Source organism: Psychrobacter sp. TWP2-1-2 (genome assembly GCF_049896785.1).
Taxonomy (GTDB): Bacteria; Pseudomonadota; Gammaproteobacteria; order Pseudomonadales; family Moraxellaceae; genus Psychrobacter.
The window spans coordinates 1-12,061 of the sequence record NZ_JAFCVA010000028.1; the positions used below are offsets into that span (position 1 = coordinate 1).

9 protein-coding genes, 3 pseudogenes and 1 other annotated feature are annotated in these 12,061 nt (G+C 38.9%); of the genes and pseudogenes, 3 read left to right on the top strand and 9 right to left on the bottom strand.

Annotated elements, in window-relative coordinates:
* Nucleotides 1–114 precede the first annotated feature (114 nt).
* The 5 genes and pseudogenes from ACP7AE_RS13755 to ACP7AE_RS13775 form a co-directional block, all read right to left on the bottom strand.
* Nucleotides 115–513, bottom strand: a complete 399-nt coding sequence (locus ACP7AE_RS13755; RefSeq protein WP_426243756.1) for a hypothetical protein — start codon at nt 511–513, stop codon at nt 115–117.
* A 397-nt stretch (nt 514–910) separates the two neighbouring features.
* Entirely contained in the window at nt 911–2,167 is a 1,257-nt protein-coding gene (locus ACP7AE_RS13760; protein WP_426243758.1) for a hypothetical protein, read from the bottom strand.
* A 182-nt stretch (nt 2,168–2,349) separates the two neighbouring features.
* On the bottom strand, nt 2,350–2,730 hold the full coding sequence (locus ACP7AE_RS13765; protein ID WP_426243760.1) for a hypothetical protein: 381 nt from the start codon (nt 2,728–2,730) through the stop codon (nt 2,350–2,352).
* Between the two features lie 385 nt (nt 2,731–3,115).
* Nucleotides 3,116–3,520: pseudogene (locus ACP7AE_RS13770) on the bottom strand (PPC domain-containing protein).
* An 820-nt stretch (nt 3,521–4,340) separates the two neighbouring features.
* Nucleotides 4,341–5,381 (bottom strand): hypothetical protein, encoded by a 1,041-nt coding sequence (locus tag ACP7AE_RS13775; protein WP_426138832.1) that lies wholly within the window; start codon nt 5,379–5,381, stop codon nt 4,341–4,343.
* Nucleotides 5,382–5,669: 288 nt separating this feature from the next.
* Between ACP7AE_RS13775 and ACP7AE_RS13780 the strand changes: the two genes are divergently transcribed.
* Nucleotides 5,670–5,831: a recombinase family protein gene (locus ACP7AE_RS13780; protein ID WP_426138833.1), complete on the top strand. Its 162-nt coding sequence runs from the start codon at nt 5,670–5,672 to the stop codon at nt 5,829–5,831.
* A 268-nt stretch (nt 5,832–6,099) separates the two neighbouring features.
* A pseudogene (locus ACP7AE_RS13785) lies at nt 6,100–7,319 on the top strand (IS3 family transposase).
* Nucleotides 6,375–6,491, top strand: a sequence feature (AL1L pseudoknot). (Overlaps the previous pseudogene by 117 nt.)
* Nucleotides 7,320–7,456: 137 nt before the next feature.
* Here ACP7AE_RS13785 and ACP7AE_RS13790 read toward each other — a convergent pair.
* A complete protein-coding gene (locus ACP7AE_RS13790) occupies nt 7,457–8,155 on the bottom strand; it encodes an LrgB family protein (RefSeq protein ID WP_087041101.1) in 699 nt (232 codons plus the stop codon).
* Nucleotides 8,156–8,164: 9 nt separating this feature from the next.
* Nucleotides 8,165–8,656, bottom strand: coding sequence for a CidA/LrgA family protein (locus ACP7AE_RS13795; protein ID WP_426243762.1), 492 nt, complete (start codon nt 8,654–8,656; stop codon nt 8,165–8,167).
* Between the two features lie 135 nt (nt 8,657–8,791).
* On the opposite strand from ACP7AE_RS13795, the gene ACP7AE_RS13800 reads away from it, so the two are divergent.
* A complete protein-coding gene (locus ACP7AE_RS13800; RefSeq protein WP_058025956.1) occupies nt 8,792–9,682 on the top strand; it encodes a LysR family transcriptional regulator in 891 nt (296 codons plus the stop codon).
* A 53-nt stretch (nt 9,683–9,735) separates the two neighbouring features.
* On the opposite strand, the pseudogene ACP7AE_RS13805 reads toward ACP7AE_RS13800, so the two are convergent.
* Both ACP7AE_RS13805 and ACP7AE_RS13810 read right to left on the bottom strand, forming a co-directional pair.
* A pseudogene (locus ACP7AE_RS13805) lies at nt 9,736–9,948 on the bottom strand (IS3 family transposase); the annotation flags it as partial.
* Nucleotides 9,909–11,516 (bottom strand): Fic family protein, encoded by a 1,608-nt coding sequence (locus tag ACP7AE_RS13810; RefSeq protein WP_426138815.1) that lies wholly within the window; start codon nt 11,514–11,516, stop codon nt 9,909–9,911. The gene ACP7AE_RS13810 and the pseudogene ACP7AE_RS13805, both read right to left, overlap by 40 nt.
* Nucleotides 11,517–12,061 lie beyond the last annotated feature (545 nt).

Consider the following 12,061-nt stretch of genomic DNA (forward strand, 5'->3'; position numbering starts at 1 on the left):
AGACCATTATCGATGCTAGACAGCACTTGTTTACGATAGTCGATTGAATAAGTCATGGTTTATCTGAATAGTTGATTAGTTTTTATGTATTGTATCGGTTTTATCTGAACTCTACTATATAACCCCTCCTTTACCCTTCAATAAAACTAAACTTATATCTTTATAGCAATAGCTTCTAAAAGCCGATATATCATCTACTTTAGTAACTGAGAATTCGTTCCAGTTACTATTAACCCTAATATTATTTTCAAGGTCTTTTTCAAACGTTCTGCTAGGATTTTCGTATACGTAGTATAGACTACTTATATTTGATTTCGTTATTAGCTTCTTATTTTTAGGCTTAGGGAGGCTATCAGTCAGCATTCCCATTAAATGTACTACTTCAGTTTCTTTATCTTGTAATTGCTCATAACTAACGACAGAGTTTTCTTTTGGCTGCCGAATATCTCTTACAATACCCCATCCTACTGACAATATAAGCGCACATAAAGCCAAAATACTAGTAGCTTTCATATATATTAACTCTACTTATTTACCAGAATTTCGTTCATTTTATTTGTAGGAAGTTTACCAATCTTTTCTATTGTTCCTCCGGTTTAGCTAGCACTGAATCATGCTTAAAAAAATAGTAGGAATTAACCTAGAATATTTTAAGCAGACAGCTCGATCATAATGACCTATGTTGTGGATTTTGCATTTATTAAATTTATATATAACGCTAGCAGTTCGATGCCTGTATAGCGCACCGAACTGATTGAAGTAGTAATACTGAACTAATTCAATCAGTTCGGTCCCCTAGTGCGGACTTGAACTGTAGGCTCTAGGCTAAGAGTGTCAATGGTTTTAGTTATTGAGATAACAGCGGTGTACTTCACAATGTGCTTACTGAGCAGATTAAGCACTTTTTAAATCAATGCCTAACATCCATTACAAGTCTTGTTTGGGCAAGCTCATCAAGATATTGACCTATGATTTGAGTATTTTCTCTATCCAAGTGTGCATCCCATTCATCAAGCATGACAATCGTACTCTGGTCGTCCTCTCTAAGTTCTTGAATTTGCTTGATAAGTTGTTGTCCTGTTGAACCTCTATGGACTTTGTCTGTTTTATAATTGAAATATAAATTATGCTTAGCGGGTAAATAGTAAGCTTGTTCTTGGTAGTGGTCTTTGAGCTTAAGCAACACACAAGATTTACCAACACCATTATTACCAACCAACGTTACTCTACCTTGCTTGGGCAGTTGTGCTGAATCAAAAATTCTCCCTGTTTGCTTCACACGTATTTGGTTTGCCTGAATGTAGGTATCTAAATCCACAGTAGTAGGTTTTAAGACCTCTAAGATGCCATCTAGCATCGTTTTAATAACGCCAATACTGGTATGGTAGCCAATCAAGGCATAGCACATTTGCAATAGCTGAATTTGTCTTGGCAGCGTGGCAATTAGTACCGCCATCGTCGCCGCATCCTGCCAATTTTTATTAAAAATAAAAGCAGTGACCGCAAAGACAGGTAGCATTAATATGATCATGCCTAAGCTTGAATTGATATGCTGGATCGAAGTGGATTTAACACTATTATTTTTGGCTGTTGCAAAGCTTTTTTGAACAATATTGTTATAAAGCGTGTAATTATGCTTGTTGAAAATAACGACGTTATCCCAACTGTCAAAGAGTTTAGCGGTTAAGTTCAACCGTGATTGCTGGTCTGTTTTGGCAGCTGTTTTTAAAGTATGTCGTCTGAAATGTACAAACATGGAGGCAAAAATAATACCTACTGCATAACCAAGCAGTAATGTACCATTTAAGAACCAAGCAATAACCAACACATTAAATAAGACATTGAGTACCAAAGCTGAAATATCAAAAATACTATCAATGACTGTCTCAAGGGTGTAGTTGCTTTCTTGAGCGAGCGTTGTCGTTGCCGTACTCTGTAAATCGTCGCTGGATAACAAATAGGTCTTGCCTAAAAAGACAGTATGAAAGCTATCGTTGTACAGCTTATGAGCGTCATACTTGGCGCGCTCTGTATTGGTAACACAAAAATATGCTGGCACATAAACCGCTACTAAAGAGAGGGCAAATAGCACCATATATAAAATTGAAATAGTGTCCTCGGTCAGACTTTGTGCAAGGCGAGCAATAAAATACGTTGATGACGCCACAATAATTTGCTGGATTAGCAAAAATACTAATGCTATACGCAAATGCTTGTTTGAGATAATTTTATAGATCAAGACTTTTGATATCCCTTAAAATTGAAGCACGTGAATCTAGCAAAGAATGGCTTATTGCTGACGTATAACCTACTGATCAACTTTCAGGTTTTTTTTGACTATACCTCTATTTATACACAAATTTCGCTAACAGTAATTTCGTATTCATACTTACCAGTAGGCCCGTAACCACCTTCAGAGCCAATTACTCCAACCACACAAGTTTCGAACGATTTGTAGTAGCCGTCTTGACCAATCTTATTAGAGTTTTCTATCAAAAGCTGTTTTGGATCTGCCACATAGTAAGTTTTGCCATTTGCCTCTAGCTGATATACTTCAAAGCTTCTTTTAAAATTTCCACGCACCTCTACTTCTTCTGAGATGTTTTTTGTTATGGCTTCTGATGAGTTTTCTTTTACTTCATTAACGCTGTTAGGCTCTTTGTGACTACAACCTATACTCATAAGTATAAGTGTCGTAAGTGCTCCTACTACCAATCTAAAATCAGACATTAAGCTTTCCTTACCGAGTTATTAATAAATTAAGTTTCTTATAAAATGAGTTCAAAAAAGCTGGTAAGCATATAAATACAACGCTTTTTTTAATCAAATATTATCGACTAAACCAAGGAATTCTACAAGAAAATTGATACTCTGTGATGGAGTGTGCTTTGATGATAATTGTTCGGCCCCCTAGTGAGAACTTGAATATCCAGCTATAGGCTACTGGTATCAACGTTTTAATACACTGGAACAGTCAAAGTGTACTTAGCGATGTACCTACCATACATATTCTATTCGTGTTCGATGCGCTATACAGGCAACAATACTCATGCTGATTATTGTTGTCTGTATATGTGATAGCGTAGATTAGCACCACAACATTAAGCTTATGTACCTATAAAATAGATACTTCTAGCCAATACGCAGGTGTTTTTCCTCTAGAAGCTTGAGAACGTGGCTGAAGAATACGTAACTCATATTTACCTGAATATGGAAGCGTGTAATAACCTTGATCATCCACTTCAGGTGCATACTTTCCTACGTTAACAGAGTTTGCTAGATTCTTATGGAATAAATAAGGATCTACATTCCCTCCCGCTATTTTGACAGAAAGCTTTTGATTCTTTTTGACAGAAAGCTTTTGATTCTTTTTGACAGAAAGCTTTTGATTCTTTTTGGCTTAAAATGTATAGGAATCATACTTATTGCCTTTTAATTTCCCATAATAGTTGGCTGAGCTGGCACCTTTTTTAAATTGAACATCAACAGTTTTAGCTACTGCATCTGAAGATGCGGCCATGACTGTAGGACTGACTACTAGAATAGGAAGCGCAAGTAGAATAGCAGCAGTTAAGTTTTTTATATTTTAAACACCCGAGCAGTAAAAAACACCGATTTTAACTTACTTCACACTGTTAAATTTTATAGATATGTTACATTAGTATTGCTAATATAAAGAGTGTATCGGTATGGCATTAATATTCTAAACTAGAAAACTACAGGATGCGATAAAAATGAGTTTAGTCCTACTTGATTTCGATGGCACTATAGCGCATACAGATTCTTGAGCTATACTGAAGATTACCGAATAAGATTTGAGGCTATAAATCGCTAAGACAATTGTAGCTTGGCTTTTGCCCTTAGTTTGCATAACTAAAATCTTCCAAGTTTAGTGGTACAGGTTTGACGGTAAGGATCAGGGATAAACATAGTGTTTAAAATTATCAGTCCATCCTTGATAGAACATATGAATATCAATGATATTCATACAGATATTTTATTTAGTAGCTTCGTTAAGGAGGGATTCATGAATAATAAGCAGTTTACACACTGGATTGTAGGAACTTGGGTTGTTATCATTGTATTAGGAGTTACTATGGTTGTATGGGTTAACTTGGTACACTCCAATATCATCAAATAATAATAATAATAATAATAATAATAATGAATAATAATAAAATTTTATAAGGCCCTGTAGTTAGGGCTTTTTTTTGCTCAAAATAACTTAAAGTAGCTGATATCTACTTGGAAGCTATCAATCAATACTGCCCTTATAAAACATAAATAAAAAGCCCAATTATCCTAATTGGGCTTTTTATTTATGTTTAGATCTTTAATACTTATTTAACGTTGTTACCCCAAGTGATAATAGGCTTAGCTAAACGGTAGGTTGCTGCTGCATTCTTAGCCCCAATAGTACTAGCAATAAAGGTTAAAAGGGCACTAATCAGCCAAAATAATCCAGTATACAGCGCCGTTTTACGTGCGACGTCTTCTGCTTGCTGCATTCTTTGCTCAGCCATTTGTTTGGCTTCTGCAATATACTGTTCAGTTTTAACTTTATATTCGTTAAATGACTGTTGAACTTCAGTACGCACTTCTATCGCTTGCGTTTGAGTTAAACCCTGCTGCTGCAGACGTGTGATAATTTCAGGGCCTTTTAACGTCTCTTCAATAGATGCCATACGCTCTTTTGCATAGACGTCAATATTGCGCCATGTATTTAGGTCAGTAAAGTCCATGTTATTAACCTGCGTCTTGGTCTTATCGAACATATCCTTAATAACATTACTGACGGCAGCAATCTGTTGTTGATTCAAGTTCTGCGTATTTTTTGCAACCATCGCTTGGACGTCTTCTTTACTAATATCCCCTGATACACGTTGATAAACTTCTTCTGCTTTCTGTTGTACGCTGTTGCTTTTTGATGCTGCCCCAGCCGCAGTTGCACTAACAGTGGCGGTCGTTGCTGCTGTTTTAGCCACAGTGCTTACTGTAGAGCCTACAACATTACCTGCCGTTGATAAAATACTAGTAGCACTACTCATCGCGAAAAATGTGGTGAGTAATATAATTAAAGCTCCTGTAAGCATGCCTGTTAAAGTGGCGTCTTTTGGATCAATATCCGTACCATCGCCAAATAGCGCTTCAGGTGCAGAGTACTTAATCGCGAAGTGCCCCGCTACATAGGCACTAACTAAAGCAGTAATGGCCGCATAAATACCCGCGGCAATACTACTGCCTTTCAAATCAAAAGGTAATAATGAGCTCAGAACTAAGGCAAGCGCAATCATCGCCATAACCACTATCAGTCCCATGACAAGACCGGCGACTACACCGCGCCACGACGGACGACGTTGAGGGAAGTAAGAGGGGGTCATATTTACTCCTTATAAAGTTTTACTTTTATTTTATATTAATAATATGCCATATGAACAAATCCTTTAAGTACATACTAACTGTAAGGTTTTGAAAGTTATATAGCTATTGAGTAGCCCAAAAGGGGTTATTTATCTGAATCAATAAATAAGAGGATATAAAGTTGTAAATATGAGTTTTTAGGGTATACCCTAAGGGAACCAGTTATCTCACCCTTCAAACCTATTAACAGACTACTTAAAATAGATTCCTATAATGTAACCACTTATAACAGAATATTTTAGGTGTTTATGTTTATCAGAGCGTATCTACGAGCTTCTACCAAAGAACAAGACGCTAAGCGTGCCAAAAGCGAACTCATAGCATTTGCCAACGATCATGGTCACAAAATTGCAGTCTTCTATGTCGAGAACGAATCAGGCGCAACTTTGATACTTCCACAGTTAAGGTAACTGATCGACGATGTCCATGAAGGCTATATAATTTTGATTGAGCAGATTGACCGCTTAGCACGTTTGAACCAAGCTGATTGGGATATTCTCAAAAGAATGCTGTTAGAAAAGAAGCTGGGGTAGTATCAAAAGAGCTACCGACCTCTTATATGACGCCTCAATCTTAGAGTAGCATTGAATTTATGAGTAGCGTATTAAAGGCCATCAATTCGATGATGTGAACCGCCCCGGAATTGTCGGAGACTCAACATTCTGAGAGAATACGACAATGAAAAGACAAATCTACACTCCTGAGATTAAAGAACGCGCCGTTCGCATGCTGATTGAAGCGTCTGGCGACTATCCTTCTACATGGTCAGCCATTCAAGCCATAGCGTCAAAGATTGGCTGTACGCCTGAGACACTGTGATCCTGACATAAAAAGCACATAGACCAAACCATTCCCGCCTCAGTGCAGGCTCAAAGTGATAAAGAGCGCATCAAAGAGCTTGAACGCGAGAATAAAGAGCTTAAACAAGCTAATGAAATCATCAGAAAGGCTGCGGCTTTTTTCGCCCAGGCGGAGCTCGACCGCACGCCTTAGTAATGATCAGTTTTATTGATAATAACAGAGCTAAATATGGGGTCGAGCTGATCTGTAGAGTCCTACCGATTGCCCCGTCGACTTATTATCGTGCTAAAGACCTAGAAAACAGTCCTGAAAAGCGTTCACTGCGCAGACAGCATGACGACTTTTACATCGGTGAAATCAGACGCATCTGGCAGGACAGCAAGTGCCGTTACGGTGCTCGTAAAGTATGGCAGCAGATGAAAGCTGATGGGTTAAAGATTGCTCGGTGTACCATAGAGCGATTAATGAGACAGCATGGCTTACAAGGTGTCTGGCGTGGTAAGGGCAAGATTACCACCAACAGCCGTGACGACCAGCAGCGCGCTGATGACTTGGTCAATCGCAACTTCAAGGCGCATCGTCCTAACCAGCTTTAGGTAGCGGACTTCACCTACATCAAGACAACGAGCGGCTGGGTATATACTGCTTTTGTTATTGATGTGTTTGCTCGCGCTATTGTGGGCTGGAAAGTTTCTAATCGCATGAACACCGATATGGTAATGGCGGCATTGAACCAAGCAATAGCAGATAGAAACAATCCCAAAGACGTGATTCATCATAGTGATCGAGGGGTTCAGTACTTATCTATTCGCTATACTGATAAGATGAAAGACTCTGGCGTGATTGCATCTGTTGGCACAACAGGCGATTCATACGACAATGCATTGGCTGAAACGGTCAATGGGCTGTGCAAGTCTGAGGTGATTCATTATTTAAAGCAGAACTGGACTGGTGTGAATGATATTGAACTGGCAACCCTTGAGTGGGTAGATTGGTTCAATAAAACACGACTGCATAGCACGATTGGTTATGTGTCACCCTTTGAGTTTGAAAAGCGGTATTATGATAATTTGACCCTGTCGGGTATTGCTGCCTGACTCAAGTAAATCACTCTCCGATAGAGTCGGGGCGGTTCAACGGAAATTCATACGTTTTTTTATTGTTTATCTGTTAGTGATAATGGCTGTTATTATATCTATTCTTAATATGGATTAGGGTCTCTATATATATTTGTTTAAACTTGCCCAAATAACATTACGCCATGTATTAATGAAGGGCCTAAGAATACCATAAATAATCCCGCTAAAATCATTGTTAAACTAGCTATAACGCCCTCGTCCTCATTGCGCTGACTTGCCCGGGCTGTACCAAAACCGTGTGATGCATTACCAAATGCGATTCCATTTGCAAGATGTGAGCGAATACGAAAAAAAGTCAAAATCATATCTCCTAAAATCATTCCCACCATCCCTGTAATCAAAGTAAACAATGAAACTAAAGAGGAAGATCCGTGAATTTTTTCAGATAAGTCTAACGCAAATGGTGTCGATATTGAACGGGCCATCAAGCTATAGGTCAAGGTCTTATCAAAATGGAACAAACCAGTGAATAGGTATATGCTTAAGACTCCCACCACCATCCCAACAGTTATAGAAGCGGTCAAAGCCAAAGCATGTTGACGTATTAAACGACGATATTCATAAATAGGTATAGCAAACGCAACCGTTGCGGGGGCAAGTAACTGCACAATCCAAGCTGTATCCTTCCAATAAGTATCATAAGAGATATTAAAGATAATCATTAATGAAAGCGTTATTACTGGAACCGTGATAGCTGGGTTTAGCCAAGATTTTCGATAGCGCACATAGATTACTTTAGCCATATAATAAGCAGCTAATGTCCAAATGAGACAAAGGATTGACCAGACATTCATTGTAAATCCTCACGCATTATCATTATTTTTTAGGTTTAATTGGGCTTTATGAATCTGATGTCGATACAATCTACGTTGCAAACGGTGCACCATAATAAAAGTTAATGCTGAGCTTAACATCACCATCGCGGTACTTAAGATAATCGTCAGCATTAATTGCCAGCCCTTACTGATAAATAGCGCCTTGTATTGAAGTATTGACATCATAAGTGGGATAAACATTAATACTAATTCACCCAAAACAAATTTTGCCCCCAGTCTGACCCAGTTAACCTTAATAGCACCACTCATTAATAATACCAGCATTAAAAACACTCCTAATACGCCTGAGGATACGGGTAGATGCAATAACTCAACCAATATCGCAGCACAATACCAGACAGCTGCGATAATAGCGCATTGCATAAGGACATGAAGCCATGATTGGCGACAGAACTGTTGAAGTCTAAGTTTTTTTTCAGCTACAAAGGATAGGGATAAGCGAATATTAGGATTACGCATAATAATTGTTGTTTGTTGATTAGAGACTACTTATTATAAAAATACCCTAGTCATAAATTATGAATTATATTTTTATTTTTATTCCCAATTCCTATAATAAATTTCATTATCCTTCCTAACCATGGTTTATTATTCATGATAACTTTGAAACAATTACGCTGCTTTGTGACAGTCGTAAAAACAGGTGGGTTTCTTCAAGCCAGTATTCAACTCAATTTAACCCAACCCACCGTTACCAAATCCATCAGTAACCTTGAAGAATATTTAGGCGTAGCTCTGTTTGATAAGCCGTTGACTCATAGAAAAAAGCGGCTAGTTAATTTAACGGAAATTGGCGAACACCTCTATATTCAAGCAGTGGATATCTTACAAAAGGCAGATAATCTTGAACAAACAGTAGTAGATTATCAGCAATTAATAGGTGGTAAGTTGCGTCTGGGGATTTCACCGTTAGGCAGTGAAATACTAAGCAAAGCTATTTTTAACTTTTACCAAATGCATCCTAGTATAGAAACCTCACTTATCGAAGATGGTGCTGAGTCACTTAAGCAGGCCCTTCTAGAGGGGCAACTTGATGTGGCAACATTGATGAAGCCGATTGACGATGATTTTGACTACTCGTCGATATGTTGCTATCCAGTGGTGGTCGTAGCAAATAAAAACCGTATGGGTAAGCGAAAAACCAAGGTAACACTTAAGTCACTATCAAATGCACCCCTAATTTTATTTACCTCCAATTCATCATTTACTCCAATGATTATAGAAAACTGTCAATCACTAGGTTTTGAACCTAATATTATTTGCCAAACCAATCAGTGGCACTTGCTTCTTGACATGGTAAAACAGGATATGGGTGTGACTCTTTTGCCTCAATATTATACTCAAAAGTTGGATTTAACAGGATTAGTCTGCTTGCCACTAACCCAACCTCAGTTAAAATGGGAGCTTGTCATGGCTTGGCGTCGTCATCGCTTGCTTACACCAAGTATGCGAGCTTGGCTTGATAACATAAGAAAAAATATATAACCAGGCCTTGATAATGAACCGCCCCGACTATGTCGGAGTCTGGTTTACTTGAGTCAGGCAGCAATACCTGACAGGATTAAATTATCATAATACCGCTTTTCAAACTCAAAGGGTGACACATATCCAATCGTGCTATGCAAACGGGTTTTATTAAACCAGTCCACCCACTCAAGGGTTGCCAGTTCAACATCGTTCACACCAGTCCAGTTTTGCTTTAAATAATGAATCACCTCAGACTTATAAAGCCCATTGACCGTTTCAGCCAATCTGCTTCATCTTTAAAGGTTTCTACAACCACAGAGAAAATATCGTCCCAAACCTCATCATTTGTCAAAAATGGATAATCCTTCAGTAGCTTATTACTTTTAGCACCTTTATTTTGTAGCATGCTGCGAATGATTCTATCGGCATAGCTGTTGGGCATCTCAATAATCTCTTTTATCGCCAGTCGTGCATGGTCATGTTGTCTTAGGTACTGCGACTCGTTATGCATCTCTTTTTCAATAACATGAGCAATCAATCCTGATAAGTACTGAACGTGAGGCGTTAAGTCCATAAAGCGCCACCCCGGTTGAATAAGGTGGCTGTCTTCAAAATTTAAGTTTGAGCGAATACCATCAGGGTAAGTAACCGCCTGTTTATCAAAGCTGTAATGATCACGGATTTGCTCCATAAGTGGCACGGATAAACGGTCTAAAATTTTATCATACGCATGACGGTCTGAGGGATGCTCAGCGATGGCTTGCGATATAGGTAGGATAATCGGCTCATGAATGACCTGGTCGCGTCTGAGTACATCGTTAATTAAGAAGCGATGTACGCGGCCATTGCCATCAGCCAGCGGATGAATATACACAAAAGCAAAGGAAGCAACCGCACTACGTATCAGTGCCGATTGTCCCTCGGTCTTTTCCATAAATGCCAGTAACCCTTTGAGCTTTTCAGCAATGTCATCAGCAGGTGGCGCGATATAGTGCACAATCTCTTTAAAGCCATTGACCTGAGTATGCGACACAAAAACTGGTGATTGACGGATGCCGTACTGCTGAATAATAGTTTTACTACCCAATATCTCTTGTTGCAACTCTGCTAGCGACTCAGGATCAAGCGGAATATCGCCCTTGCCGGTACGCCGTGCCATTACATCGGCGAAACGTTCAATACGTTTTAACTCTTTGCCTTCACCTTCTATAGTAAAACTGGCTTTACTCTCTCGTAATGTCATCCATACGGAGGCACGCATCAGTAAGTCTTGCCCAAATTCATCGTTCAGCTTGTCAACCATTGTGGCAATATCGAGTGCAGCGGCTTGCGTAAACAACTCTGTTTTCACCAGCATCGGATAGAAATGACGGGTTCCTGCTAGATTGTCATTGATACGCCAACGAGCGTTCTTGATGACATGCACAGGGCTTGAAGTAACCTGCTTCTTAGCATCTAAAGCGTCCACATAATTACCGCCTAAATTACTCGGTACTGCTAACTGCTGACCCATGAGCCATTCATACAAGAAAGCCATTCTACGGGCATAGCTGCCTGTGGGCTCAGCGTTTACCCATGCTTGTACGTCATTAGCCCCTATCTGCTCAAACAGACGAGTCAGTAACTCCAAATTCAGTACTTCATGACGCATGTGAAACTGTAAGTGGGCAATGATAGTGTCCAGTGGCCGCGCAGTTTCCTGATAAGCGTTATGGATGACATCACCGTCTTTATAGGTTTGCCTGCGCCCACCGATACTACTGCTGACATATAAAGGCGAAACCAGCTCGATGCTTGCATGACGGATAAGCCATGCTGCGCCAATAGGGTCTGAGGTAGGGGTGTTCATCATGAGTGGCTCAAGCGATTATAGATAAGCCATTTTGCAGAAAAGCGATTATGAATGCAACATAATGGTTATTATTAAGCCTTACTGCATGAGATCGATTTTTATATGACGCTGTGATACCTTTAAATAAAGATTAAATGATATATTGAGTGGACATAGTGGATCGAAATTGGATGGGATAAATACACCGTTCTTAACATAGCTATGTAGTAATAGAGCACCTATTTCTGTAAATAACGTCTTCTTTCCTCGCTTGCAAAGCCTTATATATCAACTGTTTACAAATAAAAATAAAGTATTAGATATTCCTAATCAAATGGCCGCCTATTTTTAAATTGGTAAGTTCACTTATTACTATAGGTTAATGATAGGGTGCTTAGAGTAGGGAAGCTACTTTATAAATAGTTAGATGGCTATTATCAAAACGTATTGACTAATGAAGGTTGAGTAACGGGGGCAGTATTTGATCAGTTACAGAACTCGTATCAAATTGAACACTCTTACCCTCAAGTGTCTTTATGTTTATGGCAGACTTGTTATAAGATCCA

Excerpts from the sequence above, each read along its gene's own strand:
- ACP7AE_RS13755 (WP_426243756.1), bottom strand. The coding sequence starts at position 513 with ATGAAAGCTACTAGTATTTTGGCTTTATGTGCGCTTATATTGTCAGTA.
- ACP7AE_RS13765 (WP_426243760.1), bottom strand. The coding sequence starts at position 2,730 with ATGTCTGATTTTAGATTGGTAGTAGGAGCACTTACGACACTTATACTT.
- ACP7AE_RS13775 (WP_426138832.1), bottom strand. The coding sequence starts at position 5,381 with ATGACCCCCTCTTACTTCCCTCAACGTCGTCCGTCGTGGCGCGGTGTA.
- ACP7AE_RS13780 (WP_426138833.1), top strand. The coding sequence starts at position 5,670 with ATGTTTATCAGAGCGTATCTACGAGCTTCTACCAAAGAACAAGACGCT.
- ACP7AE_RS13790 (WP_087041101.1), bottom strand. The coding sequence starts at position 8,155 with ATGAATGTCTGGTCAATCCTTTGTCTCATTTGGACATTAGCTGCTTAT.
- ACP7AE_RS13795 (WP_426243762.1), bottom strand. The coding sequence starts at position 8,656 with ATGCGTAATCCTAATATTCGCTTATCCCTATCCTTTGTAGCTGAAAAA.
- ACP7AE_RS13800 (WP_058025956.1), top strand. The coding sequence starts at position 8,792 with ATGATAACTTTGAAACAATTACGCTGCTTTGTGACAGTCGTAAAAACA.
- ACP7AE_RS13810 (WP_426138815.1), bottom strand. The coding sequence starts at position 11,516 with ATGATGAACACCCCTACCTCAGACCCTATTGGCGCAGCATGGCTTATC.